Annotated in this window: 26 protein-coding genes; 4 read left to right on the forward strand and 22 right to left on the reverse strand. The window is 67.0% G+C overall.

Going from position 1 to position 25764, the window contains the following annotated elements:
• Positions 1–27: 27 nt before the first annotated feature.
• The 8 genes from mdcH to LDO54_RS07085 are packed head-to-tail and all read right to left on the reverse strand — an operon-like array spanning position 28 to position 7138.
• Complete coding sequence (gene mdcH, locus LDO54_RS07050) at positions 28–963, reverse strand: malonate decarboxylase subunit epsilon (RefSeq protein ID WP_224008538.1); 936 nt, start codon at positions 961–963, stop codon at positions 28–30.
• Positions 960–1652 carry a malonate decarboxylase holo-ACP synthase gene (locus tag LDO54_RS07055; RefSeq protein WP_224008541.1) on the reverse strand — a complete coding sequence of 231 codons (693 nt, stop codon included), beginning with the start codon at positions 1650–1652 and terminating at the stop codon, positions 960–962. Before LDO54_RS07055 ends, mdcH begins: the two co-directional genes overlap by 4 nt.
• Positions 1652–2476, reverse strand: a complete 825-nt coding sequence (mdcE, locus tag LDO54_RS07060; RefSeq protein WP_224008544.1) for a biotin-independent malonate decarboxylase subunit gamma — start codon at positions 2474–2476, stop codon at positions 1652–1654. The genes LDO54_RS07055 and mdcE overlap by 1 nt, the downstream gene beginning before the upstream one ends.
• A complete protein-coding gene (locus LDO54_RS07065; protein WP_224008547.1) occupies positions 2473–3348 on the reverse strand; it encodes a biotin-independent malonate decarboxylase subunit beta in 876 nt (291 codons plus the stop codon). The genes mdcE and LDO54_RS07065 overlap by 4 nt, the downstream gene beginning before the upstream one ends.
• 2 nt (positions 3349–3350) lie before the next feature.
• Positions 3351–3677 carry a malonate decarboxylase subunit delta gene (locus LDO54_RS07070; RefSeq protein WP_224008550.1) on the reverse strand — a complete coding sequence of 109 codons (327 nt, stop codon included), beginning with the start codon at positions 3675–3677 and terminating at the stop codon, positions 3351–3353.
• Entirely contained in the window at positions 3665–4654 is a 990-nt protein-coding gene (locus LDO54_RS07075; RefSeq protein WP_224008553.1) for a triphosphoribosyl-dephospho-CoA synthase, read from the reverse strand. Before LDO54_RS07075 ends, LDO54_RS07070 begins: the two co-directional genes overlap by 13 nt.
• 5 nt (positions 4655–4659) lie before the next feature.
• Positions 4660–6342 (reverse strand): malonate decarboxylase subunit alpha, encoded by a 1683-nt coding sequence (gene mdcA / locus LDO54_RS07080; RefSeq protein ID WP_224008555.1) that lies wholly within the window; start codon positions 6340–6342, stop codon positions 4660–4662.
• A complete protein-coding gene (locus LDO54_RS07085) occupies positions 6326–7138 on the reverse strand; it encodes a GntR family transcriptional regulator (protein ID WP_224008604.1) in 813 nt (270 codons plus the stop codon). Before LDO54_RS07085 ends, mdcA begins: the two co-directional genes overlap by 17 nt.
• A gap of 202 nt (positions 7139–7340) precedes the next feature.
• On the opposite strand from LDO54_RS07085, the gene LDO54_RS07090 reads away from it, so the two are divergent.
• Complete coding sequence (locus LDO54_RS07090) at positions 7341–8639, forward strand: MFS transporter (RefSeq protein ID WP_224008557.1); 1299 nt, start codon at positions 7341–7343, stop codon at positions 8637–8639.
• Positions 8640–8657: 18 nt separating this feature from the next.
• Here LDO54_RS07090 and LDO54_RS07095 read toward each other — a convergent pair whose 3' ends face one another.
• Complete coding sequence (locus tag LDO54_RS07095) at positions 8658–9602, reverse strand: DMT family transporter (protein WP_224008560.1); 945 nt, start codon at positions 9600–9602, stop codon at positions 8658–8660.
• 115 nt (positions 9603–9717) lie between these two features.
• Here LDO54_RS07095 and LDO54_RS07100 point away from each other — a divergent pair, with 115 nt between their 5' ends.
• Entirely contained in the window at positions 9718–10587 is an 870-nt protein-coding gene (locus LDO54_RS07100) for a LysR family transcriptional regulator (protein ID WP_224008563.1), read from the forward strand.
• Here LDO54_RS07100 and LDO54_RS07105 read toward each other — a convergent pair.
• The 6 genes from LDO54_RS07105 to LDO54_RS07130 all read right to left on the reverse strand — a co-directional run bounded on the left by LDO54_RS07105 (position 10575) and on the right by LDO54_RS07130 (position 18530).
• On the reverse strand, positions 10575–11660 hold the full coding sequence (locus LDO54_RS07105) for an ABC transporter ATP-binding protein (protein ID WP_224008566.1): 1086 nt from the start codon (positions 11658–11660) through the stop codon (positions 10575–10577). The two genes, LDO54_RS07100 and LDO54_RS07105, sit on opposite strands and share 13 nt — an antisense overlap.
• The gene (locus tag LDO54_RS07110; RefSeq protein ID WP_436975521.1) at positions 11657–13312 is read right to left on the reverse strand and encodes an ABC transporter permease; all 1656 of its coding nucleotides are present in this window, start codon (positions 13310–13312) and stop codon (positions 11657–11659) included. Before LDO54_RS07110 ends, LDO54_RS07105 begins: the two co-directional genes overlap by 4 nt.
• Positions 13313–13365: 53 nt before the next feature.
• Positions 13366–14385, reverse strand: coding sequence for an iron ABC transporter substrate-binding protein (locus tag LDO54_RS07115; protein ID WP_415774548.1), 1020 nt, complete (start codon positions 14383–14385; stop codon positions 13366–13368).
• A gap of 107 nt (positions 14386–14492) precedes the next feature.
• Positions 14493–15800 carry an iron uptake transporter deferrochelatase/peroxidase subunit gene (efeB, locus tag LDO54_RS07120; protein ID WP_224008571.1) on the reverse strand — a complete coding sequence of 436 codons (1308 nt, stop codon included), beginning with the start codon at positions 15798–15800 and terminating at the stop codon, positions 14493–14495.
• A gap of 2 nt (positions 15801–15802) precedes the next feature.
• Positions 15803–16972: a hypothetical protein gene (locus tag LDO54_RS07125; RefSeq protein WP_405045106.1), complete on the reverse strand. Its 1170-nt coding sequence runs from the start codon at positions 16970–16972 to the stop codon at positions 15803–15805.
• A 100-nt stretch (positions 16973–17072) separates the two neighbouring features.
• Complete coding sequence (locus LDO54_RS07130; protein WP_224008574.1) at positions 17073–18530, reverse strand: carbohydrate porin; 1458 nt, start codon at positions 18528–18530, stop codon at positions 17073–17075.
• A gap of 361 nt (positions 18531–18891) precedes the next feature.
• On the opposite strand from LDO54_RS07130, the gene LDO54_RS07135 reads away from it, so the two are divergent.
• Together LDO54_RS07135 and LDO54_RS07140 are read left to right on the forward strand one after the other, a co-directional pair.
• On the forward strand, positions 18892–19749 hold the full coding sequence (locus LDO54_RS07135; protein WP_224008577.1) for an arylamine N-acetyltransferase family protein: 858 nt from the start codon (positions 18892–18894) through the stop codon (positions 19747–19749).
• Between the two features lie 42 nt (positions 19750–19791).
• Positions 19792–20469 (forward strand): methyltransferase family protein, encoded by a 678-nt coding sequence (locus tag LDO54_RS07140; protein WP_224008609.1) that lies wholly within the window; start codon positions 19792–19794, stop codon positions 20467–20469.
• 73 nt (positions 20470–20542) lie between these two features.
• On the opposite strand, the gene LDO54_RS07145 is transcribed toward LDO54_RS07140, so the two are convergent.
• The 7 genes from LDO54_RS07145 to LDO54_RS07175 form a co-directional block, all read right to left on the reverse strand.
• Positions 20543–21331 (reverse strand): hypothetical protein, encoded by a 789-nt coding sequence (locus LDO54_RS07145; protein WP_224008580.1) that lies wholly within the window; start codon positions 21329–21331, stop codon positions 20543–20545.
• A gap of 69 nt (positions 21332–21400) precedes the next feature.
• Entirely contained in the window at positions 21401–21580 is a 180-nt protein-coding gene (locus LDO54_RS07150; protein ID WP_224008583.1) for a hypothetical protein, read from the reverse strand.
• Positions 21555–22559: a cytochrome d ubiquinol oxidase subunit II gene (cydB, locus tag LDO54_RS07155; protein WP_224008586.1), complete on the reverse strand. Its 1005-nt coding sequence runs from the start codon at positions 22557–22559 to the stop codon at positions 21555–21557. Before cydB ends, LDO54_RS07150 begins: the two co-directional genes overlap by 26 nt.
• A gap of 56 nt (positions 22560–22615) precedes the next feature.
• Positions 22616–24076, reverse strand: coding sequence for a cytochrome ubiquinol oxidase subunit I (locus LDO54_RS07160; RefSeq protein WP_224008589.1), 1461 nt, complete (start codon positions 24074–24076; stop codon positions 22616–22618).
• Between the two features lie 303 nt (positions 24077–24379).
• The gene (locus LDO54_RS07165; RefSeq protein WP_224008592.1) at positions 24380–24568 is read right to left on the reverse strand and encodes a 4-oxalocrotonate tautomerase; all 189 of its coding nucleotides are present in this window, start codon (positions 24566–24568) and stop codon (positions 24380–24382) included.
• A 56-nt stretch (positions 24569–24624) separates the two neighbouring features.
• On the reverse strand, positions 24625–25401 hold the full coding sequence (locus LDO54_RS07170) for a class II aldolase/adducin family protein (protein WP_224008595.1): 777 nt from the start codon (positions 25399–25401) through the stop codon (positions 24625–24627).
• Positions 25402–25422: 21 nt separating this feature from the next.
• Positions 25423–25764, reverse strand: a 342-nt coding sequence (locus LDO54_RS07175; protein ID WP_224008597.1) for an urea transporter, incomplete at its 5' end; no start/stop codon positions are given.

Consider the following 25764-nt stretch of genomic DNA (forward strand, 5'->3'; position numbering starts at 1 on the left):
GCGTGATTGCGCGTCGACGGCGGAGCGCTATTCGTCGCCCAGACGACGCTTCACCGTCGCGACGAGCCGATCCAGCGGCAAGCTCGCGGCGCTGAGCGCAGCCACGTCGGGATAGTGCTCGCGCGCGATATCGGTGAGGACCTGGCCGGGCGGCGCTTCGACCAGCACCGTCGCGCCCGACTCGATCATGACCGTGAGCGCATCGAACCAGCGCACCGTGTGGCGCATATTGGTGGCGAGGTCCGCGCGGATCGCTTCGCCGCTATAAAGCGGACGGCCGCCGCGATTGTCGATATAGACGCCTTCGGGCGTGCGGAACGGAATCTCGCGCGACCACGCCACGAGGGCTTCTGCCGCGTCGTTCAATAGTTCGCAATGCGAAGGAACGGAAACCGCGAGTCGTTGCGCCTTGCGCGCGCCCGCCGCGAGCGCGCGGGCCGCGAACGCTTCGAGCGCCGCGTCCGCGCCCGCGACGACGATCTGGCGCGGCGCATTCACGTTCGCCACGTAGACACGTTCGCCGCTTTCCTCGGCAAGTGCGCGCGCGAGTTGCTCGGTTTGCGTTTCGGTCAGACCGGACACCGCGCTAAGGCCATAGCCCGAAGGCCAGGCCGCTTCCATGAGTTCGGCGCGCTTGCGCACCATGCGCAGCGCGTCGCCGAACGCGAGCGCGCCGCAACACACGGCGGCCGGATAGGCGCCCACAGACAGGCCCGCGCTGAATTGCGGCGTCAGCCCCGCTTGAGCGAGCGCGCGCGCCTGCGCGACGCCCGCAACCGTGAGCCCGATCTGCACGGCGACTGTCGATTGCAGCGCCTCGGCGCTGTCGAGCGCGAGCACGTCGCTGCCGAGCACCGACGAAGCTTCGTCGAGCGTTGCGCGCACGACCTCGTGTTCGGGCAGCCGATGCAGAAAGCCGGGGCTTTGCGCGCCCTGGCCGGGAAACAGGCAGGCGAGCGTCATGACGAGGGTTCCGATGATCGCGCTTGCCACGGATCGGCAACGAGCCGCGCGCCATCACTTGCCCGCACGAGCACGCGGGCCTTGCCCATCATGAGTTCGGCGAGCGCGACGCCGCCCGCGGGCGTTTCCAGTTGCGCATCGACACGCGTGCTGGCAAGACGCGCCGCCGTGGCGAGCGCATCCGCGAGCGCGTGCAGGCTGGCGGAATCGCAGCGTTGCGGCACGCGAATCAGCACATCGAGATCGCTCGACGCGGTGATCGTCGGCACCTGCGCGGCGAGTTCGAAGCCGACGCTGCCCGCCGGTCCCCATACATAGCCGTTCAGCGCTTCATGCGCACGCAATGCGGCGAGCGCGACGAACGCGGGCAGGGCGGCGCGCTCTGGCGACGGCGCGCGGTCGAGCAAGACCTCGGGCGAAATCGATAGTTCGATATCCTGAGTATTGATCCATGTGCCGTAGCGCTCGGCGCGCGCCGTGCCGCGCATGCCCGCCGCGACAAAGCCCGCCGCCGCCTCGGCGCGCCGCACGACCGCGAACGGCGCGCGCGCGAATGCCGCGCGCACCCACGCCGGTTCGTCGTCGGCTTCGGGAAGCTGCTTGAGCTTCAGCAGATCATGCGCGCGCCAACGCGCGTCGCCCACGCGTGGCGCGCTGGCGGCGAACGGCGGCGCGGCGCAGACGCGCATCAGTTCGCGTCCCACTGTTGCGCAAGCCGCTTGCGCACTTCGATCGACGCCGCGCGCGTGCGCTGCGCCGCCTCGCCTTGCAGACGATGCGCGAGACCGCTCGTGTCGCCGCGCGCTTCCTTGACCTTTTGCGCGAGCACGTCGCGCACGCGCGCAATCTGCGTGTCGCTGGGCGCGTCGGCATCGACGTCGTGAATCAGTTCGTCGAGCAGGCCGAGCTTCGCGAACGAGGTCATCGAATACGACATCGGCACGATCTTTTCGCCGAGCGCGTCGAGGTCTTCGACGCTGCGCCGCGTGACGCGCGCCGCCGCTTCCTTGCCCATCGCGTGGACCATCGTGCCGGGCGCGTCGAGCGCGACGATGCGGTTGGCCTGATAGCCGTGCGCGAGGAACGCGCCCGACATCGCCGGGCCGACGATCAGCGCGACCACGGGATGACCGGCTTGCCGCGCGCTCGCATAGGCATCGACGGCGGCCGCGCAGGCGAGATGAATGCCGAGCATTTCCTCGCGATAACCATAAGCCTGGCTTTTCACGTCGACAATGGCGACGATCGGGCGGCGCGTGCCGTTCGCCTTGTCCGCGTCGATGGCTTCACGCACCGCTTGCGCGAGACGCCAGCCTTGTTCGAGGCCGACCACGTTGTCGCGCGCGCGCGGAAAGCGGTTGTCGGCATCGGGCGCGACGGTGATGAAGCGCGCGGTCTCGCCGCCGAGCGGCGCGTCGGCATACTGCACACACGCGCCGTTCGAATGGTCCGCCTGCTGGCCTGCAAGTGCGCGCAGCCAGCGCGCGCCACGATTCAAGGTCGATTCGCTCATGCGGTTTCTCCGTGCGTGCGCGTGGCGTTGAAGGGCGAGAGGCCGAACGTGGCGCGCATCGTCTCGGGCTCCACGCTGGCGGGATCTATCTGCGCGAGCTTCGCGAGCGTCGCTTCGACCTGCTCGGTGCGATGCGCGGCCGGCACGCCCTGGACGAATGCGGCCCGCACGGCGTCGCGTACATCGTCGACGGCATCTTCCACGAGCGCGTCCGCAAAGCCGGTCCGCGCGCGCTGTTCGCCGCCGATCAGTTGCCACACGCGGCGGCGATCGCTCGCGTCGAGTTCGTCGATGCCCGCTTCCTGCTCGATCACTTCGGGGCCGTTCATGCCGAGGCGGCCTTGCTTCGTCATCACGAGATACGAGCACAGGCCCGCCGCGAGCGACATGCCGCCGAAGCAGCCCACCATGCCCGCGATCACGCCGACGACCGGCACGTGACGCCGCAGCGCGACGATGGCCGACTGGATCTCGGCGATCACGGCGAGGCCGAGGTTCGCTTCCTGGAGGCGCACGCCGCCGGTTTCGAACAGCACGACGGGGCGCACGATCTTGCCGCGCTCGCAGTCGGCGAGCGCGAGTTCGAGCGCCGCCGCGATCTTGCTGCCCGAGACTTCGCCGATGCTGCCGCCCTGGAACGCCGATTCGATCGCGGCCACCACGGCGGGCTGGCCGTCGATGGTGCCGCGCGCGATCACCGCGCCGTCGTCGGCTTGGCAGACGATGCCTTGCAGCGGCAGCCACGGCGATTCGATGCGGTCGAACGGTCCGAGCAGCTCGCGGAACGTGCCGGGGTCGAGCACGGCGGCAGCGCGTTCGCGCGCGCTCAGCTCGATGAAGCTGTCGCGCAGCAGCGCGGATTGATTAGCCATGCTCACGAGTTTTCTCCTTGCGCGCCGTTCGGTGCATCGTCCTGTGCGGCCTCGACGGCTTCCGCGAGCCGCAGCGCCACGACGCCGGGCGTCGCGCCGAAGTCGTTGATCTCGATGAGCGCCGCGCCGTCGTAGCGCGTGAAAAAGCGGTCGAGCACGCTTTTCCAGATATGGCTATAGCCATCCACGCTCGTGTGCACGACCACGCGCGCCTGCATCTCAGCGGCGGGCTGCAGCAGCACTTCGAGATCGCCCGAGCCCACCACGCCCACATGCGCGCGCGTGGTCACGGCGCGCTGCGCCGGATAGTCGAATGTCAGTTGTTCCATGAAACCGTCCTCCCGCCGATGCGGTGCTGAACCAGTCTGTCGATAAAGATCGTCGCGGCGAGCAGATCGGCCGCGCCGCCTGGCGATGCGTTGAGTGCGAGCAGCGCGCGTTCGAGCGCGTCGAACGCCTGGCGGCCCGCGCGTGTGGCGATGCCGCCCGCGTCGCGCACGCGCTGCGCGCCCGCTTGTGCGGCTTCGCGTCCGGCGAGGCCTGCACGATGGAGCACGCAGGTGTCGTCGAGCGAGGCCATGATAGCGAGCAGGGCGTCGACGCGCGCGGCGGCTTCGTCGTCGCCGCGCGCGCGGGCGTCGTGCAGCGCGGGCAGGCCCACGCGTAGCACGTGCGGGAAGCCGTTTTGCGCTTCGCTGCGCGCGCCGCCCACGTTGTAGCGCTCGCGCACGCGTTCGCCGTTGCTGCGTGCGGGCTGCGCGAGCAGATCGTCGAAGCGCGCGATGTGCGCCGCCGTTTCGCCGATGCGTGTCGCGTGTGCATACGCACTGTCGTCGGCGCCGGGCGTGTGCACGATGGCCGCGCCCGCGACCAGCAGGCCCACGATCCAGATCGCGCCGCGATGCGCGTTGCTGCCGGCGGTCGCGCGCATCATCGCGGCTTCGCCTGCGCGACCGATGCGCGCGAGGTCCGTGCGTAGCGCCGTGCCGGGCCGTGCGCCGTACGAGGCGCGCGCGAGCGCGGCGAAAGTCGGTTCGAGCGCATGCGCGGACCGCAGCATGGTCGCGAGATCGAGATCGACGTGCGCGCCGCTGCCGCGCGCGTCGACGAGCGCGGGCTTCGGCGTGAGCCGCGCTTCTTCGATCAGCGCGTCGCGCGCGAAGCGGGCGAGTTGCGCGTCGGGACGCAGCGCGGCTTCGTGTGCCGCGTCGGAGGCCGCGTCGGAGGTCGCGTCGGAGGTCGAATAGGGCGCGCCTTCAGCGAGCGGCGCATGAAACGCCGGTGACAAATTCGATAGCGTGCGCATCGCGCTCACCAGCTGCGGAAGCGCGCGGGCGGCGTGTAGAGACCGCCCGACCACGTCACCAGATCGTCGATGCTGCGCGCGGCGAGCAGCGAGCGCTTGGCGTCGCCGCGACGGATGCCGAGATCCTCGGGGAACTGCACGATGCCGCGGCGGCGCAATTCCTCGGTTTTTTCCGGCTTCGCGCGCAGGCCGATCGGCGTCACGCCCGCGACGGCCGCGAGCGACGCGCGCCGCTCCTCGATACCTTCCGCGCGATGCAGATGCGCGATGCCTTCCTCGGTGACCACGTGGCTGACGTCGTCGCCGTAGATCATCACGGGCGCGACCGGCATGCCGCTCTTTTCGCCCACGGCGATGGCATCGAGTTCGTCGACGAAGGTCGGCTCGCCGCCTTTCTTCCACGTTTCCGCGAGCTGCACCACGAGTTTGTGGCCGCGCGAAACCGGGCCCGTGTCCTTGAGCAGCTTGAGCCACGCTTCGCTCGCATGACGCCGGCCGCGCGGATCGTGGCCCATGTTCGGCGCGCCGCCGAAACCGGCGAGACGTCCGCGCGTGACCGTCGACGAATTCGCATCGGCGTCGATCTGCAGCGTGGAGCCGATGAAGAGATCGACCGCGTATTGCCCCGCGAGCTGGCACAGCACGCGGTTCGAGCGCAGGCTGCCGTCGCTGCCGGTGAAGAACACGTCGGGGCGCGCGGCGATATACGCCTCCATGCCCACTTCGCTGCCGAAGCAATGCACGCTGTCCACCCAGCCCGATTCGATCGCGGGGATCAGCGTGGGATGCGGATTGAGCGTCCAGTTGCGGCAGATCTTGCCCTTGAGGCCGAGCTGTTCGCCATACGTGGGCAGCAGCAGTTCGATGGCGGCCGTGTCGAAACCGATGCCGTGATTGAGCGCGGTGATGCCATAGGGCGCGTAGATGCCCTTGATGACCATCATCGCCGTGAGCACCTGCAGGTCGCCGATATGGCGCGGGTCGCGCGTAAACAGCGGCTCGACCGCGAAGGGCCGGTCGGCTTGCACGACCACGTCCACCCACGAGCCGGGAATATCGACGCGCGGCAGTTCATCGACAATTTCGTTGACCTGAACGATCACGATGCCCTGGCTGAACGCGGCGGCTTCGGCAATCGTGGGCGTGTCTTCGGTGTTCGGGCCGGTGTAGAGATTGCCGTGACGGTCGGCCTTTTCCGCGCAGAGCAGCGCGACCTGCGGAATCAGATCGACGAACATGCGCGCGTACAGCTCCACATAGGTGTGGATCGCGCCCACTTCGAGCTGGCCGTCTTCGAGCAATTGCGCCACGCGCAGGCTCTGCGGTCCCGCGAACGCGAAATCCACGCGATGCGCGATGCCGCGCTCGAACAGCGCGAGATGATCGGGGCGGCTGATGCTCGAAATCAGCAGATGAATGTTGTTGAGCTTCGCGGGATCGGCCTTCGCGAGCGAGCGCGAGAGAAAGTCGGCCTGCTTCTGGTTGTCGCCTTCGAGCGCGACGCGGTCGCCGGGACGGATCAGCAGTTCGAGCGCGTCGGTCATGCGCGAGGCGGGCAGCACGCCGTCTTCGAGCCAGCCCGAAACGGCGGCGAGGCGGCGCGCTTTCTCGTCGCGGCGCGTGGTCCACGAGCGCGGCGCCTGGCTGGCGTGAGCGGACGAGGCGGAGGTTTCAGCTTGAGGCTTCATCGGGAGTTCGGCTCCGTGAACGGGAGGATGCGGGAGAGGCGGCCGACGCGGCGCGCGTTTTCTTCGCGGCTGGCTGCGCCGCGGCGCGATCGGTCAAAAATCGGTAGATCAATTCGCCGGTGCCGAGCAAATGCGCGGCCACGAGCGCCTGCGCGGCGCTCACGTCGCGGCGCTTCACGGCGGCGAGGATTTCGGCGTGTTCGGCGTCGGACTCGCCCTTGTAGGCGGGAAAGCCGAATTTGAGCCGCAGATAACGCTCGCCACGCCGATGCAGCGTGATGAGCATGTCCATCAGTTGCGGGCGGCCAGCGGGCGCGTAGAGGCTCATATGGAAGTCCTCGTTGCGCGCCACATACAGCGACGGATCGCGCTCGCGCTTCGCGGCGGCGGCCAGCGCGCTCACTTCGCGCAGCGAGGCGGCCGTGTGATTGGGAATGGCGAGACCGAGCGCGAGGCTTTCGAGCGCCGAGCGGATCTCGTAGATCTCGCGGGCCTCGTCGCGCGACAGGGACGCGACGCTCGCGCCCTTGTTCACTTCGATGCGCGCCCAGCCTTCGCTCGCGAGCTGGCGCAGCGCCTCGCGTACGGGAATTGCACTGACCGAAAAATGCCGCGCGATCGCGTCCTGGCGCAGCGGCGCGTCGGGCGCGAGCGTGCCTTCGACGATGGCGGTGCGCAGGGCGTCCGCGATCATGCGCGAAGTGCTGGTGCGCGGCGCCGCGAGCGTCGGCAATCCGCTTGCCGACACCTCCGTCGCGCTGCCTTCCAGGGGAAAACCATTCGTTGCGTCGCTCATGAGATCAAATATTATATATAAAACGACAAGGGCGAAAGCCTCGCAAACCCGCAAAACGAGCAATACAGCATAGACGGGGAAAGCAGGAATCGGGGGCTTACAGGGAGTTCTTGAAGGTAGCCGGCAACAGTCCGGTTCGCGTTCCGCGCCGCGCTTTCAATCCGCATTCAGGGCGCGCGGCATCACAGGAGAGAGGAGCATCATGAATTCGATTACCGAGCCCGCCCGGCGTGCTCACAAGACGCCGCTGAACCGCTCGCAGATCGCCGGTTTCTGGGGCGCCTGGGCCGGTTGGACGCTCGACGGCATGGACTCGTTCATCTACGCGCTCGTGCTCACGCCCGCGCTCACCGAACTGCTGCCGCGCTCGGGCTATGCCGCGACCGCGCCGAATATCGGTCTCGCTGGCTCGATCCTGTTCGCGCTGTTTCTGGTCGGCTGGGGGCTGTCGTTCATCTGGGGGCCGATGGCGGACCGCTTCGGCCGCACGCGCGTGCTCGCCGGCACCATCTTCATGTTTGCGATCTTCACGGGCTTGTCGGCCACCGCGCAAAGCGTGTGGGCGCTCGGCATCTACCGCTTTCTCGCGGGCGTGGGCATCGGCGGCGAATGGGCGCTCGCGGGCACCTACGTGGCCGAATCGTGGCCCGAGGATCGGCGCAAGATGGGCGCGGGCTATCTGCAGACGGGCTATTACGCGGGCTTCTTCATCGCGGCCGCGCTGAACTACACGGTCGGCGTGCACTACGGCTGGCGCGCAATGTTCCTGATGGGCGCGGTTCCGGTGGTGGTCGCCATTCTCGTGCTCACGCGCGTGCAGGAGCCGGACAAGTGGCAGAAGTCGGAGGCGAGCCACGTGCATCACGGCCATCCGCTGCGCGAGATTTTCAGCGCCGGTTATCGCCGACGTACCGTGGTCGCGTGCGCGTTGCTGACGATTGCGATCATCGGCTTGTGGGCGGGCGCGGTGTATGAGCCGTCGGCGGTGATCCAGCTTGCCACCAGGGCGGGCGCGAGCAAGGCCGAGGCAATCCGCACGGCGTCGATCGCCACGGGCATTCTCTCGATCGGCACGATTCTGGGCTGTCTCGCGCTGCCGCCGATGGCCGAACGCATCGGCCGAAAATGGACGCTGGCGATTTATTTCGGCGGCATGGCGGTGACGATTGCGGCGAGCTTCGGCTGGGCGTATTACCTCGAAAACGGGCTCGTGCCGTTCATCGCCATTCTGTTCGTGCTGGGCTTTTTCGGCGGCAATTTCGCGCTGTTCAGCCTGTGGCTGCCCGAGCAGTTCGGCACCCGCGTGCGCGCCACGGCGTTCGCGTTCTGCACCTCGTTCGGACGCTTCGTGGGCGCGGGCGTGAACTTCATGCTCGGCGCGGCGGTGCTGCGCATGCACACGCTGGGCGTGCCGGTTGCGCTCACGGCCATCGCGTTCGTGGTCGGGCTGCTGATCATTCCGTTCGCGCCGGAAACGAAGGGCGAAGTGTTGCCGGGCTGACGGCCCATCAGGTATCGATCAACGCCGCTTGAACGCGAGCCTCGGCGGAAACATGCGCCAGCCCAGATTGACGCCGAGGCTCGCCGTCACGATCAGCACCATGCCCGCGAGTTGCGGCACGCTCAGCGCGCGGCCGTAGACGATCGCATCGACGGCGATCGCGGTGAGCGGATACACGAACAGCAGCACGGCGATCACGGGTGTCGTGAGCTTCGGCAGCGCGCCGTAGATCAGCACGTACGAGAGCCCCGTGTGCAGCACGCCCATGCCCACGAGCCAGCCCCATTGCGTCGCCGAAATGTGCGTGAGTTCGAGCGGCGCGACGAAGGGTGCAATCAGCGGCAGACACAGCGCGCCCACCGCGCATTGCGTCAGCGTGAACAGATGCGGGCGCAGCTCGCGCAGACTCTTCGCGATCAGCGTGACGCTCGCATACAGCACCGATCCGCCGAGCGCTTCAGCGAGACCAATCAGATAACGCGGATGATCGGCCACATGGCTTTCCGCGAGCACGCCCGAGGCGAGCACGAGGCCCACGAACGCAATCGCGATCCAGCCGAGCCGGTCCGCGCCGAGGCGCTCGTGAAAGATCGCCGCGCCGATCAGCACGACCCAGAACGGCTGCACATGGAACACGACTGTCGCGACCGCGATGCTGGTGCGATGGATCGAATCGAAAAAGCCCACCCATTGCGTGACCATCAGCACGCCCGAGATAAAGGCGAGCGCGAACGTGCGGCGCGTGAATTGCCGCGCGAGCTGACGCGGCGTGAGCCAGCCTTTCCACGCGCAATACGCGGCGAGCGCGAGCATGCCGAACAGGCAGCGGAAGAACACGAGCGTGAGCGCGCCCAGATGCGCCTCTTCGACGAACACGCCGATGGTGCCCATCAGCAGGCCGCCGCCCGCGAGCATGGCGACGCCCTGGCGGCCGTTATGGAGATCGGATTGCGTGGACGACATCGGCAGGAAACGCTTAAAAGCGAAAGCAGGTTGAAAACCGTTTCAGTATTCGTGAGTTGCAGGGTGTCGGCAAACGAATTAAATTGAACAATTCCATCAATCTGGCTGATGAATCATGAATCCCGAGTTCGATCTCGATCTCTTGCGCAGCTTCGTGGCCGTCGCGGACGCGGGCAGTTTCACGAAGGCCGCCGTGACCGTGCATCGCTCGCAGGCGGCCGTGAGCATGCAGATCAAGCGGCTCGAACAGATGCTCGGCACCACGCTGTTTACGCGCGACACGCGCAATCTCGCGCTCACGCGGCCCGGCAGCACGCTGCTCGAATATGCGCGGCGCGCGCTCGATTTGCAGGAGGAGGCGTGGTCGGCGCTGGTGCGGCCCGAGGTGACGGGGCGCGTGGTGCTCGGCGCGCCCGACGACTACATGGCGGCGCTGCTCTCGCCGGTGTTGCGGCGCTTTTCGACGCTCTATCCGCATGTGGAGATCGAGATCGTCTGCGCACAGAGCGTGGCGCTCGGGCCGATGCTGGCGGACAACAAGATCGACGTCGCCTTCGTCACGCGCGACAAGCAGATTCGCGGGGAATTCGTGCGCAGTGAAGATATGGTCTGGGTGGGTTTGCCCGACGATCCGGCGCCGCTCGCGATGACGCCGCTACCGGTCGGGCTTTACGAGCACGGCAGCGTGGCGCGCGCGCATACGGTGGCGGCGCTCGACGCGGCGCGCATCCGCTATCGCGCGGCGTTCACGAGCGCGAGTCTCACGGGATTGATGGCGACGGTGGAGGCGGGCATCGCCGTGGTGGCGCTCACGCGGTGCAGCGTGCCCGCGCGTTTCGAGGTGCTCGGCGAGGCGCACGGCCTGCCGACGATCGAGCCGCTCGATATCGTGGTCGCGCGCAGCGTGAAGTCGAACCGGGCCACCTGCGATTACTTCGTAGAACAGATGGTTCAGGATCTTTCGGTGCGTCGTCAGCGCGGATAGACGCTGACTTCGCCGCCCACCGCCACGCGCACGCGTTCGCCGGGCTGCGGAGTGCGAAAGCCCGGCACGCGCGCGCGAATCGGCGTGGACGCTTGAGCCGGATCGAGCTGGAGTTCCAGCGTGAGCGCGGCATCCTGGCCCTGGAACGTGACGTCGCGCACGCGCGCGTCGAGTGCGCCGGGGCGGATCGCATCGTGCGGCAGGACGTCGATCTGTTCGGGGCGCAGCATCACGTCGACGTCGCCATCGACGTTGCCATCGACGTTGCCGAGTGTGGCCTGTGTGCCGTCCGCGAGCGGCAACGCGCCGAGCGCGCAATGCGCGAATCCTGCGCTGACCCGCCCCGGCAGCAACACCGCTTCGCCGACGAAGGCCGCGAGCTCGCGCGTCACGGGCCGACGGTACAGCGTCTGCGGTGCGGCCGTTTGCACGACCCGGCCATGCAGCAGCACGGCGACTTCATGACCGAGCGAGAGCGCTTCCGCCTGATCGTGCGTGACCAGCACGGCCGTGGCGCCCGCGGCTGCGAGCGCGCGCGCCACGGCGGCGCGGGTTTCCACGCGCAACGCCGCATCGAGCGACGAAAACGGTTCGTCGAGCATCACGAGACCCGGCGCGGGCGCGAGTGCGCGGGCCAGCGCCACGCGCTGCTGCTGTCCGCCCGATAGCTGCTGCGGCGCGCGATTTGCACAGGACTCCGGAAGACCGACTAGTTCGAGCAGTTCCGACACGCGATGCCGCGTGCGCCGCTGCGCGCGCGGCAGGCCGAACACGATGTTGTCCGCCACCGAGAGATGCGGAAACAGCGCGCCTTCCTGCGGCACGTAACCGATCTGGCGCTGCTCCGCGGGCAGATGCAGCGCATCGTCCGCCACACGCCGTCCGCCGATCTCGATGCTGCCCGCGTCGGCGCGCTCGAAACCGCATAGCAGGCGCAGCAGCGTGGTCTTGCCGCTGCCCGAGGGGCCGAGCAGCGCGAGCAGCGAGCCGGACTTCACCGTGAGATGAACGTCGTGCAGCACGGGATGACCGTCGAAGGCCTTGGAAACACCGGCAATGCGTAGTGTGCTCATGAGCGCGAGGAATCGGGTGAAGAGGGCGAGCCAGCCTGCGCCGCGAGCGCCGATTTGCCAGCGAACGCGAACAGCAGGCCCGAGGCCGCGAGCGAGAGCGCCGTGAGCAGCGCGGCATAGGGCGCGGCGGCGGCGAACGCGAGCGTCGAGGTATCGGACCAGACCTGGGTGGCGAGCGTGTGCGTGCCGATGGGCGCGAGCAGCAGCGTCGCGTTCAGTTCGGTGACGACCGAGATGAAGACCATCGACGCCGCTGCGCCGAGCCCCGGTCCCGCGAGCGGCAGCACCACGCGCCGCAGCGTGGCGAACCAGCCGAGGCCGAGCGCGCGCGCCGTCTCTTCGAGACGCTGCTGCGCCTGCAACAGCGCCGCGCGCACGCTCACGAGCGCGAGCGGCAGGAACAGGATCGCGTAGACGACGATCAGCAGCGTGGTGCTCTGATAGAGCGGTTCGAGCGCGCGCACGGCGAGCGACACGATCGCGAGCGCGATGACGAGCCCCGGCACGCCTTGCGCGATGAACGCGGTGCGTTCGAGAAAGGTCGCCGCGCGGCCCGGATAACGCGCGAGCAGATACGCGAGCGGCAGCGCGAGCAGCGTCGTGAACACGGCGGCCAGCAGGCCGAGCCGCAGCGAAGCGAGCGTGGTGGTGAACAGCAGTTCGGGCGACACGTCGGCGGGCGTGATCGCGGCGGCGCCCGGTTGCGTGAGCCAGTAGCCGATCATCGCGAGCGGCACGCCGAGCGTGCCCACGTTGAGCGCGACGAACGCGAGCGTAACCGGCCAGCGCCAGCGGCCCAGCGCGAGACGGGCGGCCGCGCGACGCGTGCCGCGATCGACGCGTTCGTAACGCGCGCGTCCGCGCACGCGAAACTCGAACACGAGACAGACGAGACACAGCAGGATCAGCACGCAAGCGAGCAGCGACGCACCGCCGCCGTCGAAACTCGTGCGGTATTCGGCATAGATCTCGGTCGTGAAGGTGCGAAAGCGCAGCAGCGTGAACGCGCCGAATTCGGATAGCACGCCCAGCGCGACGAGCAGCATCGAACCGAGCAGGGCAGGGCGCAATTGCGGCAGCACCACGCGCACGAAAATCGCCCAGCGGTTGCAGCCGAGTGCGCGTGCGCATTCTTCGAGCGCGGGATCGAGCCCGCGCAAGGCAGCGGCCACCGGCAGATAGACGAGCGGAAAATACGCGGTCGTGATGACGATGAACGCGCCGAGAAAGTCCTGCAAATCGAGGCTCAACGACACCCACGCATAGCTCGTGACGAACGCGGGCATGGCGAGCGGCGCGGCGGCGAGGAGCGCGAATGCGCGTCGCCCCGGCAGATCGGTGCGCTCGACGAACCACGCGACAGCGGTGCCGAGCACGGCCGACGCCAGCGTCGCGCTCACGGTGATACTGAGCGTGTTGATCAGCAGTTCGCCGACGAGCGGACGGAAGATCAGGTCCGCCGCATCGGCGAACCCGAACGACAGCGCGCGCCAGAACGTCAGCGCGAGCGGCAGCAGGACCAGCAGCGGCCCGAGCGCGGCGGCGAGAAACAGCGCGCGCGGCGCACGGCGGCGCGTGACGGCGTGCGCCGCGATGCCGGCGCGATCGATATCGGCATCGGCATCGGCGTCGGCATAGGCTGCATCCGGCATCGCGTGCGCCGAGGTAACGGCTTCACTCACAATTGCTTAGCCATCCTTGAGAATTACAGCAGGCCGGCCTGGCGCAGCAAACGGCCTGCCTGGCTGTCGTCGCCGAGTTGCTGGATCGTCAGCGCGGGCGGATGCAGCTGATCGAACGGCTTGTTGATCGGATCGCCCTGCACGCCGGGACGCAGCGGATATTCGAAGCTGATGTGGCCTTGCGCCATCAGCTTCTGCGCGCGCTCGCTCACGAGGTAGGCGAGAAACTTCTGCGCGCCGTCCGGGTTATGGGCCGCCTTCATCGCGGCCGCGCCGGAGACGTTCACGAGCGCGCCCACATCGCCGTCGGCGAAATGCGCGACGGCGCTGCGCGTTTTCTTGTCGCCGATTTCAGCGTGCAGACGGTCCCAGTAGTAGTTGTTGATGATGCCGGTCGCGACCCCGCCGCGGTTGACCGCCGCCACCACGCCTTCGTCGTCGTCGAAAATCTGCGCGTTGGTTTTCAGGCCCTTGAGCCAGTCGAGCGTGGCCGCTTCGCCTTTGGCGGCGAGCACGGCGTCGACGAGCGGCAGGAAATCGGCGTCGCTCGGTGCAATGCCGATCTTGCCCTTCCACTCGGGCTTCGCGAGATCGAAGATCGATTGCGGCAGTTGCGCGGCTTGCAGCTTCGCAGTGTTGTACACCAGCACGTTTTCGCGCGCCGTCACGCCGACCCACTGCCCGGCGGGCGAGTTGTAGTGCGCGGGCACGTCGGCGAGCGTCGAAGGCTTGACCGGCGCGAGCAGGCCTTTTTCTTCCAGCAGCATCAGCTCGGGCGAGTTCTCGGTGAAGTACACGTCGGCGGGCGTCTTCTCGCCTTCGGCCACGAGCTGCGCGGCCAGCGCCGGACCTTCGCCGCTGCGGATCTTCACGTCGATGCCGGTCTGCTGCTCGAAGTCCTTCGCGAGCTGGTTCACGACCTGCTCGTGCTGCGCGTTGTAGAGCGTGATCGAGGCGGCGTGCGCGCCCAGCGGCAACATCCCCGCAACGGCGAGTGCGAGGGTGGCGGCGCGCAGCGGCGCACCGAAAAAGGTCGTCTTCATGTTGGTCGTCTGTCGTTGTTGCTTGTTGTCGAATGAATCCGTCGTGCTGCGTTGCTTCGCGTGGTGCTGCGGTCCGGCGCGCCCAGAGATGCGCGCGCCGGCTTGCGTTACGCCTCGAACAGCGGCGCGCCGATGTACGAGCCGGGTTTCGCGCCCGGCGGACAGGCGAACACGGCGCTGCCGACGTGCGTGGTGAACTGGTTCATCATGTCGAACTTCGCGAGCTTCTCGTTGATCGGAATGAAGCCCGTGCGCGGGTCGGCCTGGTGCGCGATAAAGATGAGGCCCGCGTCATATTCGGTTTCCTGACGCCACGGCGGCCAGCGCTCGATATAGAAGTTCGTGCCGTCGTTGTACGAGTACGAGCGGCGCAGGATCTGCGCGCCGTTGTTCGACGCGCGATTCGACAGCCGCACGTGCGAGTTTTCGGGAATCAGCGGATTGCCGTCCTTGTCGTTCGCGGTGAGATCGACCGCGTCGAATTCCTTCGTCTGGCCGATGGGCGCGCCGCTGTACTTGTGACGGCCGAACACCTGCTCCTGGAAGCCCAGTTCCATCTGGTCCCAGTGCTCGATCGTGATGCGGATGCGCCGCACGACCGTATAGGTGCCGCCCTGCATCCACGGCGCGTCGGCGGCCGTGGCCCAGACGAATTCGTTCATCGCCTTCGGGTCCGAGGTCGGCGGATTGTTCGTGCCGTCCTTGAAGCCCATCAGATTGCGCGGCGTCTGATTGCGCGGGCCGGAGAGAAAGCCCGCCTGACCCCAGCGCATGTGCAGCTTGCCGTAGCCCTGGCGCGCGAGCTGGCGCACCGCGTGGAAGGCCACTTGCGCATCGTTCGCGCAGGCCTGCACGTAGAGATCGCCGCCGGTCTTTTCGGCCACCAGTTGATCGCCGTTGAAACGCGGCAGATCGACGAGCGCGGCGGGGCGCAGATGCGCGAGTCCGTAACGATCCTTGCCTTCGGACATGAAGAGGCCGGGACCGAAGCCGAACGTCACCGTGAGACCGGCCGGGCCGAGACCGAGCACATCGCCGGAATCGGGTGCGGGCTGATCGTCCTTGCCGTTGTCGAGCGAGGCCGCGGCCTGGCCTTGCGTCATGCGCGCGGCCGACTCGGTCCACTGACGCAGCAGCGCGATCACGTCGTCGCGCGAGGCGGTCGTGAGATCGAAGGCGGCCACATACGTATGCGCCTGCTGCGGCGTGACGACGCCGCCCTGATGCGCCGCGTAGAACGGCTCGACCGCGTTCATCGGATCGGCGGCCATCGGCGCGTGATGCTTCGCTTCGGCGGCCTGCGTCAGACCGCTCGCGCCGAGCGACGCGCCAGCGGCCAGCGCCGCGCCGCCTGCCTTGAGAAAACCGCGCCGCGCGGGACGCGGCGGCGGGTTCGGTTTATCGTCTGAGGCCATGATTATTTCGCCAGTACGAGCGTGTTCACGTCGTCTTCGACGTAGTAGAAGCCGTCGCCCGCCGGTGTGAGCGCGATGCCGAACAGGTCGCCGTTGCCGGGCGGCGTCTGCGCCTTGTCGGTATCGATCCAGCGTGCGTAGAGTTGCTTCGCCGCGACCGGGTCGATCTCGACGACCTGGCCGTTGAGCGCGTTGGTCACGAGCAGATGGCCCTGGGGCGTGGTGATCATCGCGAGCGGGCGATGCAGCAGGCCGTCGGCAGTCAGTTGACGGCCCACGCCCGCGCTCGTGTCGCGCGTGGTCGGATCTTCGATCACGTTGATGCGGTTGCCGATCGCGTCGGACACATAGAGCAGCTTGTTGTCGGCGGACAGTGCGAGGCCGGTCGGGCCGACGAGGAACACGCCACGGTCGGCGCGCGCGCCGAAACCGCTGGCGATCACCGTTTCGCTCTTGACCGTCGGCGCCTGACCGTTCGGGATGTCGAGTTCCATGCGCAGCACGGTGGCCTGCTTGAACACGGGCGGCTCGCCGTCCGGGCCCAGTTCCGTGCCGCCCACGCCGAAGCCCGCATTGCTCACGAACAGCGTCGCGTGATCGCCGTTGTCGATCACGGCCATGTTGCCCCACGGGTCGTTGATGTTCGGACTGCTGATGGCTTTCGCGATCTTGCCGTTGCTGTCGAGCACGATCAGGCAGCCCGCGCCCTTGGTGTTGGTCGTGCCGTCGTTGCTCGGCGTGCTGCCGACGATCACCCAGCCCGACTTCAGCATCGTCATCGCGGTCGAGAGGCCCACGCCGCCCGGACATTCCTTGAGGTCGCGCGGAATGGTGGCGAACAGCGTCATCTGCTTGGTGTCCGGGTGATAGTCGACGATGGTCGAACCGGTGCCCTGCATGTTCGCGGCGTTGTTGAAGTTGTCGATCAGCACGTCGCCCTGCTTGACGGCGCCCGCGCTCACCGGCGCGATGACGAGCGCGTACGGATTCTGGTCGCCGTTATCGGGCACCGTGTTGATGAGCGTGGTCTGGTGCTTGACGATCTCCAGCATGCCGGGCTCGCCGGCATGCGCGGCGAACGGGGTGCCGAGCAGTGCGGCGGCGGCGAGCGCGAGCGCCGCGCGAGTGGCGTGAGCCGAGCACAGCAGAAGCTTGCGCGTGGCGTGATTCATTGTTTTTCTCCGTGCCTCGCGCGCGCACGGGCACGCGCGGGTGGGCGCGGTGTGTGGGAGCGTGAGGACTTGGTGTTGGACATGGTGCGGATGCGGTGAATCAGAACGTGATGTTGGTGCGCACGCCCAGCACGAAGGTGTTGCGCAACGGCTGGGTCGGATCGTTCGGGTTCTGGCCCGCGCCGGCGTTGAAGGTGTATTGCGCGTCGGCCTGAATCTGCCACCACGGCGTGACCTCGTACTGATAGGTCGCTTCGAGCGTGGTTTCCTGCGTGCGCACGCCGTACGGTCCCGTGTTGAAGTTGCGGTAATCCATGTCGAGATCGTGCAGGGCGTTGCTCACCTTGATATACGTGACGGCGAGACCGACGCTGTCGTTGTCGCGGCCCTTGAACGGCGCCTTCATCACGATGCCCGCGTTGGCCGAAAAATCGACAGGATTGCGGTCGCCCGGCGCGCCCATCACGCGCGCGAACACGCCGATGCTGCGCGGTTCGTCGGGATCGGGACGCCACACCATCTGGTCGGCTACGGCGTAAATGCTGTAGTTGCCGTGATGCTGCGCGGCAATGCCCGTGCTCGCCGGATTGTTGAGCGAGAGGCCGGTGTTGTCGTAATGCTGATCGTCGAACGAATTGCTGTTGTACCAGAAGCCGATCTTGTAAGTGCCTGGGAGTCCCTGGTGATCGGCGCTGACCAGCTCGCCTTCCGAAGGCTGATTGATCGCATACTGCAACTCGCCGATCACGAGCGTGCCGTTGTGCAGATTGAAGTTCGTGCCGCTGATATTGTTCGGATCGTTGCCGAGCGGATCGCCGGAGAATACGCCGATCAAGCCCGTGAGCGACGGCGCGATCTGGCCGCGCACGCGCACGCCGAGACCGGCGAGCGGATACGCGGGGCCGCCCGAAGGCATGTCGTACGAGGGCAGCGCGGGCCAGCCGAACATCGTGTTGACGAACAGCGCCGCGTACTGGCTCGTGATGAATTCCTGGTCGATGCTTTGCTGTCCGACCTTGACGTCGAGCTTCTTGTCGAGGAAGGACTGCTGATACCACATCTCCCACAGACGCGTGGTCGCCTGCGCCTCGATCCCGCTCGCCGTGTTCAGCGTGCCGAGATTATCCGCGCTCAGATTCGTGCCGTGAATCTGCAGCGCGCTGATATTGAACAGACCGCCCGGAATGCCGAGCGCCTTGCTCGTATCGAGTTGCAGCGTGGCGGTGGTGAGGCCGTCATAAGCGCCGCCGCGTTTGAGGCCGCCGCGCAGGTTCGCAAGATATTCGCTGGTCTCGGTCAGATCGAACGTGACGCCGTATTTGCCGAGCCACGGACGCAGCCCGCCCATGTCGCCGAGCAGGTTCTCGCGCGACCAGATGCCCGTGAAAAAGTTGGACGGTTCCGCCTTGATCGCGAGGTCGGCCTCGGGGGCGTCGGGGCTGCTCGACTGCGCCTGCGCCGTGCCGCACGCGAAGGCTGCGCACGCCGCCCACAGGGCGAGCCCGCGCAAGGCGGGCGAGCGCCGTCCGAACGAACGGTCTGTCCGGTTGAAATTCATCGTATTCCTTACTTATTTAATTCTTTCTTAGCCGAGGGATCGAGTCGCGCATGCGCTATAGGGCGCCTTAATTCTTGTCTCCGAGACGTCGCCATCGTACTCAGCGGCCCTATAACGGTCAACACAAATGAGAATGATTCTCAACGTAATTACACTATGTAAGGGCGGGGTTTACGAATGGCTGTCGAAGCGTATTGACGCGATTAAGATTGGTTAAAAAACAGCATTCTGTCTGACGAAAGAAGTCGCTTATCATCACGCCGTACGCGTCGGCTACACACGTCGACCAAGCCTGTCGATCGCATGACGCTCACGCATTTCAGCCGTCTTTTCATACGCACTTTTCACTCAGGTTGTCTCCATGTCCGACCAGGATTTCAAGCTCGATCTCGACCGCTATTTCGCCCGCATCGGTTACGACGGACCGCGCGCCGCGACGCTCGACGTGCTGCGCACGCTGCATCGTCTGCATCCGTGCGCGATTCCTTTCGAAAACCTCAATCCGTTCTCGGCGCGCGGCGTGTCGATCGCGCTGCCGGACATCGTCGCGAAGCTCGTCGACTCGCGGCGCGGCGGCTATTGCTTCGAGCACAACACGCTGTTCGCACACGTGCTGATGCAACTCGGTTTCGACGTGGAACCGCTGGCGGCGCGCGTGCTGTTCGGTCAGCCGTCGGACGCGGCCACGCCGCGCACGCACATGCTGCTGCGCGTGCAGGCGGAAGGCGAGGCATGGCTCGTCGATGTGGGCTTCGGCGGTGCGTCGCTGAGTGCGCCGCTCGCGTTCGCGCAGCGCGGCGAACAGGCCACGCCGCTCGAACCCGCGCGTCTCACGCCGAGGGATGAAACGAACGCGACGGGCGCGCGCGAGTGGACGCTCGAACACTTCGACGGCGAGGCGTGGGGCGATGTCTATCGATTCGAAGACGCGCCTGCGCTATGGTGCGATTACGAAGTCGCGAACTGGTACACGTCGGCGTCGCCGCAATCGTTCTTCACGGATTGCCTGATCGCCTGCATCGCGCGCGACGGCCGCCGCGCGATTCTCTTCAACGACCGCTACACGGAACGCGACGTCGCGGGCAACGCGACGCATCGCACGCTCGCGAATGCGGGCGAACTCGACGATTGCCTGACCACGCAGTTCGGCATCGACACGACGGGCTTCGACATGCAGGCGAGTTTCGCGCGCGTGCAGGGACGAGGCGAAAAGCGCTGACGCCTGCGAGGGCGAGGGCGCAAGGAGGGCATCATGAAGCCGCTGATCGCGCGACTCGTCACGCAGACGCTGATCTGGCTCGTGTTTCAGGGCGCGTTGCTGTTCGTCTCGGCGGGCACGCTCGCGTGGCCCGCCGCGTGGCTCTGGTTGCTCGAATGGGCAGCGTGCGGTATCTGGATCGGCCTGTGGCTCGCGCGCACCGATCCCGGCCTGCTTGCCGAGCGGCTCGCGCCGTTCGCGCAGCGCGGGCAGCAGCGCTGGGATCGCGTGTTCATGGTGTCGGTCGCGCTGGGCTGGTGCGCATGGCTGTGCCTGATCGGCCTCGATGCCGTGCGTTATCGCTGGTCGCAGGTGCCACTCTGGCTCGCCGTGTGCGGCGCGGTGGCGATCTTCGTCGATCTCTACGCCACGCGCGGCGTGTTCGCGGCGAACCGTTACGCGGCGCCCGTGGTGAAGATCCAGCGCGAGCGCGGCCATGTGCTGAGCGACAGCGGGCCGTATGCGTATGTGCGCCATCCTATGTACGCGTTCGCGATCCTGCTGCTGGCGGGCACGCCGCTCATGCTCGGTTCGTGGTGGGGACTGGCGTGCGTGCCGGCGATGGTCGCGGCGATTGGCTGGCGCGCCGTGCGCGAGGAGCGCACGCTGGCCGAGGAACTGCCCGGCTATCGCGCGTATCTGGAGCGGGTGAAGTACCGGTTCGTGCCCGGCGTGTGGTGAAGTGGATCGCAGGCGCGCCGTGCAAGACGGCGCGCGCTTCACGATCCAGGCGCTGCGAATGCAAAGCGGCGAATCAGAAATTCCGCGGCGACTGCTGCGGATCGAGTTCCTTCGCATAACGCCGATGCAGCCACGCGAGCGCCGTGGTCGTGACCAGCACGAACGCGATATTCGCCGCGCTCTGGCCGAGCGCAAGCGCGGCGAGTCCGGCGGGCGTCTCCACGCTCTCGGGCGTGATGCCCGCGAACACAAGGCCGATCATCACGACGAGCCCGCAGAGGAGCACCGGCAGCGCCGCCATGAAGGACACGCCGGCGAGGCTCCAGAAGTGTCCACGACTGTCGCGCCAGGCCGCGCCGAACGCGAAGCGCCCGCCCATCGCGAGCGCGGGCGACAGCAGGCACAGCCGCACGGCCACGCACATCCAGAGCGTGACGACCACCAGCGAGAGAAACAGGATGCCGCCCGTGTGATGCGGCCGCAGCACGAGCCAGAACAGCGCCATGGTCAGCGCGCCGCCGAGCACCAGCACGACCCCGAAGCCGAGCAGGCGCACCAGCGGCATCGCGCCGCCGGGCAGGACCGGCGAGGCCTGCTCGCCGAGCAGGACGAAGCGGTAGATCTTGAGCGTGAACCAGAGATAGACGAGCGCGTTGAGGATCGTGGCGATATTGGCCGCGAGGATCAGCGCCGACGAGGGATCGTCGCCATCGCCCGGCACGGGCCGGCCGGCCATCGCCACCCAGCCGAGCGCGGCGTAAATGAGGAAGGTGCCGATCACGAGCCCCGGCATCTGCGTGACGGCTTCGCGCGCGCTCGCCCACGCGCATTTGACGCATTCCATGAAGGTCATCTGTTGCATGGTTCTTATCGTAAGAGTTGACAGATGGCCTACAGTCTAACGCGACGCCGGGCGGCACGGGTCGTCGCGTTATTTCACGGCGAATAGCGTCAGGTTCATGAACACCTTGAACACGAAGCCCAGCGAGACCGCCGCGCCCACGCCGCCGCACCAGAGCAGCACGAACCAGAGCCAGCCGGGCAGCTTGCCCGCGCGGGTCGGCGCGGCGTTTTGAGGGGCTTTCTCAGTGATAGTGATGGGTGTCGCCATGGCGGAGCTTGCCTCGGAAGACCCAGTAACCCAGCGCCGTGTACGCGAGGATGATGGGCAGGATGAACGATGCGCCGATCAGCGTGAAGGTCTGGCTTTCGCGCGGCGCGGCGGCTTGCCAGAGCGTGAGCTGCTGCGGAATCGCATACGGCCACAGGCTCACGAGCAGGCCCACGTAGCCGAGCAGCACGAGCGCGAGCGCGGCGACGAACGGCGTCTTGTGATGGCGCGACTGCACGGCCCAGCGCATCCACACGGCGCACGCCACGACCAGCAGCGGCACCGGCGCGAGACGCCAGAACAGGCCCGAATGGAACCAGCGGTCGGCGATGGTCGGGTCCTGCATCGGCGTCCAGGCGCTCACGAGCGCGATGAAGGCGAGCAGCATCACCGTGAGCGGCCAGACCAGCTTGTGCAGGCGGCGTTGCAGATCGCCCTCGGTCTTGGCGACGAGCCAGCAGCTGCCGAGCAGCGCGTACGTCGCCACGAGGCCGAAGCCCGAGAGCAGCGTGAACGGCGTGAGCCAGCCGAAGGCGTCGCCGGCGAACTGGCCGTTCGCCATCGGAATGCCTTGCAGGAAAGCGCCCAGCGCGATGCCCTGGAAGAACGCCGCGCCCGTCGAGCCGCCGATGAAGGCGAGATCCCACAGATGCTTCGTGCGGTTCGCCTTGGCGCGGATCTCGAACGAGACGCCACGGAAAATCAGGCACGCGAGCATGAAGACGAGCGGCAGATAGAGCGCCGAGAGCACGGTCGAATAGACGATCGGGAACACGGCGAACAGACCCGCGCCGCCCAGCACGAGCCAGGTTTCGTTGCCGTCCCAGACGGGCGCGACGGTGTTCATCATGAGATCGCGTTCCTCTTCGTCGGGGAAGAACGGAAACACGATGCCGATGCCCAGATCGAAGCCGTCGAGCACGACGTAGAGCAGAAGGCCGAGCGCGATGATCGCGGCCCAGATGACGGTGACATCCATGTTTGGCTTGCCTCGTTGCGTATCGTTGCGTATGCGGATGAAAGTGCGGCCGGGTATCAGGCGTCGATCAGCTGATCGGCGGCGGACATCGGGCGGCGCGCGGTCTGGTTCGCGGCGAGCGCGGGATGCGCTTCATCGGCGTGACCGTGGACCGGTGTGTCGTGCGTGTCGTGCGTGTCATTCGAGCCGGGCAGCGCCGGACCCTTGCGCATCAGCTTGAGCAGGTAGTAGATGCCCGTGCCGAACACGAGGAAATACACGGCGACGAACGCCATCAGCGAAATGCCCACTTGCTGCGCGGTGAGCGGCGACACGGCCTGCGAGGTGCGCATCACGCCGTAGACGACCCACGGCTGGCGGCCCGCTTCGGTCGTGATCCAGCCCGCGAGCAGCGTGATGAAACCGGTCGGTCCCATCGCCAGCACGAAACGCTGGAACAGGCGCGATTCGTACAGCGTGCCGCGCTTGCGCAGCCACCAGCCCGCAACGGCCAGCACGATCATCAGGATGCCTAAGCCAACCATCACGCGGAAGGTCCAGAAGATGAGCGTCGAGTTCGGACGCTGATCGGGCGGGAACGACTTGAGGCCCTTGATTTCGCCGTCCCAGCTATGCGTGAGGATCAGGCTGCCGAGGTGCGGAATCTTCACGGCGTAGCGCGTGGTTTCCGCCTGCATGTCGGGAATGCCGAACACGTTGAGCGAGGTGCCGCCTTGCTCGGTGTCCCACAGACCTTCGATCGCGGCGATCTTCGCGGGCTGATATTCGCGCGTGTTCAGACCGTGCGCGTCGCCGACGAAAGCCTGCACCGGCGCGAGCACGAGCAGCAGGCCGAGCGCCATCGAGAACATCTTCTTCACGGCGGGGTCGCGGCGGCCCTTGAGCAGATGCCACGCGCCCGTCGCGGCCACCACCAGCGCGGCCACGATGAAGGCGGCGATCGCCATGTGCGCGAGCCGGTACGGGAACGACGGATTGAAGATGATCTTGAGCCAGTCGGTCGGCACCACGTGGCCGTCGACGATCTTGAAGCCTTGCGGCGTCTGCATCCAGCTATTCGACGCGAGAATCCAGAACGTCGAAATGAGCGTGCCGATGGCGACCATCAGCGTCGCGCCGAAGTGGGCGCGCGCGCTCACGCGGTTCCAGCCGAACAGCATGATGCCGAGGAAGCCGGCTTCGAGAAAGAACGCCGTCATGACTTCGTACATGAGCAGCGGACCGGTGATGGGACCGGCGAACGACGAGAAGCCGGCCCAGTTGGTGCCGAACTCGTAGCTCATCACGACGCCCGAGACCACGCCCATGCCGAACGCCACGGCAAAGATCTTCGACCAGAACAGGCAGAGGTCTTTGTAGAACGGTTTGCGCGTCTTGAGCCAGCACGCTTCGAGCACCGCGATGAAGCTCGCGAGACCGATGGAGAGCGCGGGAAAGACGATGTGGAATGAAACGGTGAAGGCGAACTGTAGCCGGGCGAGATCGAATGCGGATAGAGCGGGGATGGACGATTGCATATGCGTGCCTTGCGTGGCTGTATTTGCTTGCGTGACGCATGCGTTGCCGCGTGCGAATGGACGTAAGCGTAGGGGAAGCCCGCGCGTCGTGCTGCGCTGCGACATGCGCCAGCATGTCGCAGCAGTCAATCGTCAAGTGAAAACAGGGTGCGCTAAAGCGTTGATAAGGATCAATTTAGCGAGGAGATTCGCTGCGCTTTGATATGACGCAAGGCGTGTGCGCTGCGTCAATTTGCGTCAATTTGGATCGGCTTCAAGTGGCGTCGCGCGCTGTGCGTCAATTCGCCCAGGTGCGCGGCGCGTTCAGCGCGGATCGCTCCAGAGTTTGCCCGCCGTCGCCCAGTTTTCGGGCTTCACGTCCTGAAAGATGATGTCGACGGACGAGGCGTCGACGCCCAGCACCTTGCAGGTGGTTTCGGTCAGCGCGGCGGCGAATTCGCGTTTCTGCTCGATGCTGCGTCCTTCGAACATTTCGATGTGGAATGTCGGCATGGTGAGGCTCCTTGTTGGGTGTGGTTTTGTGGTGTCGTTGAGCGTCGAGCGAAAATTCATTCGCGGTACGAAGCATCCAGGCGGTCGAGCTTGCGCAAGAGCGCGGGCCATTCGAGTTCGCCTTCGATCGCGCCGCCGTCGTCGAGTTGCAGGGCGGTGCGCGCGCAGACTTCGGGCGGCGGCACGACGAGCGGCACGCCGCCCGCCTGCGCCTGCAATTGAATTTCGCAGGCCTTGATCAGCGTGGCCATCAGCACGAAGGCTTCGGCGACGGTGCGGCCCGTGGTGAGCGTGCCGTGATTGCGCAGCAGCATCGCGAACTTCGCGCCGAGATTCGCGGTGAGGCGCGCGCCTTCGGCGGGCGTGAACGCGAGGCCTTCGTAGTCGTGCCACGCGAGCTGCTCGTAAAAGCGCAGCGCGTGCTGCGAAGCGGGCAGCAGACCGTCGCGTTGCAGTGAGACCGCAATGCCCGCCGTATTGTGCAGATGCATCACGCAGACGGCGTCCGGGCGCGCGAGATGCACGGCGGCGTGCAGCGCGAAGCCGGTCGCGTTCACGCGATGCGCGCTGTCGCCGACGATGTGGCCATCCGTGTCGATCTTCACGAGATTCGATGCGCACACTTCGTCGAACGCGAGGCCGAACGGGTTGATCAGAAAGCGGCCGGGCTGGTCGGGAATCGCGGCGGAGACGTGCGTGTAGATCAGATCGTCCCAGCCGTATAGCGCGATCAGGCGGTACGCGGCGGCGAGATCGACGCGCAGCGTGCGTTCGGCATCGGACGGCGGCGCGGTGTCGGCGCGAATGCCGGTGGGGCGATGGGCGAAGGACATGGCGTTTCCTGTGACGAACGATTAGCGAATGTTGTGCGAGGCGGATGCGGCGCGCGTGAATCCGCAGACTCGCCACGCGCCATGCACGGCCCAGCCCGCGAGCGCGAACGGCGCGGTCATAGCGGGCAGGCCCAGGCACACGGCGACGAGATGCAGCGCCGCGGCAAGCATCGTCGCACAGATTGCGGCGCGTGCGCCGAGCGTGCAGGCGGCGAGCGCCGCGAGCGCGCCGTTGAAGCCGCACATGCCCGCGTCGAAACTCGCGCCCGGCACGCCCGCGAGCCATTCGATGCCGCTCGCGAGCGCCGCGCCGCCGAGCGCGTACGCCGCCGCGCGCCGCGACGAGAGCGCGATGCCCGCGAG

It is taken from the genome of Paraburkholderia tropica (genome assembly GCF_914484835.1).
Classification (GTDB): Bacteria; Pseudomonadota; Gammaproteobacteria; order Burkholderiales; family Burkholderiaceae; genus Paraburkholderia; species Paraburkholderia tropica_A.

Bases quoted from the DNA above. Each gene is read 5' to 3' on its own strand.
- LDO54_RS07105 (WP_224008566.1), bottom strand. From the start codon at position 11,660: ATGAGCACACTACGCATTGCCGGTGTTTCCAAGGCCTTCGACGGTCAT.
- LDO54_RS07100 (WP_224008563.1), top strand. From the start codon at position 9,718: ATGAATCCCGAGTTCGATCTCGATCTCTTGCGCAGCTTCGTGGCCGTC.
- LDO54_RS07090 (WP_224008557.1), top strand. From the start codon at position 7,341: ATGAATTCGATTACCGAGCCCGCCCGGCGTGCTCACAAGACGCCGCTG.
- LDO54_RS07160 (WP_224008589.1), bottom strand. From the start codon at position 24,076: ATGCAATCGTCCATCCCCGCTCTATCCGCATTCGATCTCGCCCGGCTA.
- LDO54_RS07125 (WP_405045106.1), bottom strand. From the start codon at position 16,972: ATGAATCACGCCACGCGCAAGCTTCTGCTGTGCTCGGCTCACGCCACT.
- LDO54_RS07095 (WP_224008560.1), bottom strand. From the start codon at position 9,602: ATGTCGTCCACGCAATCCGATCTCCATAACGGCCGCCAGGGCGTCGCC.
- LDO54_RS07115 (WP_415774548.1), bottom strand. From the start codon at position 14,385: ATGAAGACGACCTTTTTCGGTGCGCCGCTGCGCGCCGCCACCCTCGCA.
- mdcE (WP_224008544.1), bottom strand. From the start codon at position 2,476: ATGAGCGAATCGACCTTGAATCGTGGCGCGCGCTGGCTGCGCGCACTT.
- LDO54_RS07055 (WP_224008541.1), bottom strand. From the start codon at position 1,652: ATGCGCGTCTGCGCCGCGCCGCCGTTCGCCGCCAGCGCGCCACGCGTG.
- LDO54_RS07170 (WP_224008595.1), bottom strand. From the start codon at position 25,401: ATGTCCTTCGCCCATCGCCCCACCGGCATTCGCGCCGACACCGCGCCG.
- mdcH (WP_224008538.1), bottom strand. From the start codon at position 963: ATGACGCTCGCCTGCCTGTTTCCCGGCCAGGGCGCGCAAAGCCCCGGC.
- LDO54_RS07075 (WP_224008553.1), bottom strand. From the start codon at position 4,654: ATGCGCACGCTATCGAATTTGTCACCGGCGTTTCATGCGCCGCTCGCT.
- LDO54_RS07150 (WP_224008583.1), bottom strand. From the start codon at position 21,580: ATGGCGACACCCATCACTATCACTGAGAAAGCCCCTCAAAACGCCGCG.
- LDO54_RS07135 (WP_224008577.1), top strand. From the start codon at position 18,892: ATGTCCGACCAGGATTTCAAGCTCGATCTCGACCGCTATTTCGCCCGC.
- mdcA (WP_224008555.1), bottom strand. From the start codon at position 6,342: ATGAAGCCTCAAGCTGAAACCTCCGCCTCGTCCGCTCACGCCAGCCAG.
- LDO54_RS07145 (WP_224008580.1), bottom strand. From the start codon at position 21,331: ATGCAACAGATGACCTTCATGGAATGCGTCAAATGCGCGTGGGCGAGC.
- cydB (WP_224008586.1), bottom strand. From the start codon at position 22,559: ATGGATGTCACCGTCATCTGGGCCGCGATCATCGCGCTCGGCCTTCTG.
- LDO54_RS07065 (WP_224008547.1), bottom strand. From the start codon at position 3,348: ATGGCTAATCAATCCGCGCTGCTGCGCGACAGCTTCATCGAGCTGAGC.
- LDO54_RS07070 (WP_224008550.1), bottom strand. From the start codon at position 3,677: ATGGAACAACTGACATTCGACTATCCGGCGCAGCGCGCCGTGACCACG.
- LDO54_RS07165 (WP_224008592.1), bottom strand. From the start codon at position 24,568: ATGCCGACATTCCACATCGAAATGTTCGAAGGACGCAGCATCGAGCAG.
- LDO54_RS07085 (WP_224008604.1), bottom strand. From the start codon at position 7,138: ATGAGCGACGCAACGAATGGTTTTCCCCTGGAAGGCAGCGCGACGGAG.
- efeB (WP_224008571.1), bottom strand. From the start codon at position 15,800: ATGGCCTCAGACGATAAACCGAACCCGCCGCCGCGTCCCGCGCGGCGC.
- LDO54_RS07130 (WP_224008574.1), bottom strand. From the start codon at position 18,530: ATGAATTTCAACCGGACAGACCGTTCGTTCGGACGGCGCTCGCCCGCC.
- LDO54_RS07110 (WP_436975521.1), bottom strand. From the start codon at position 13,312: ATGCCGGATGCAGCCTATGCCGACGCCGATGCCGATGCCGATATCGAT.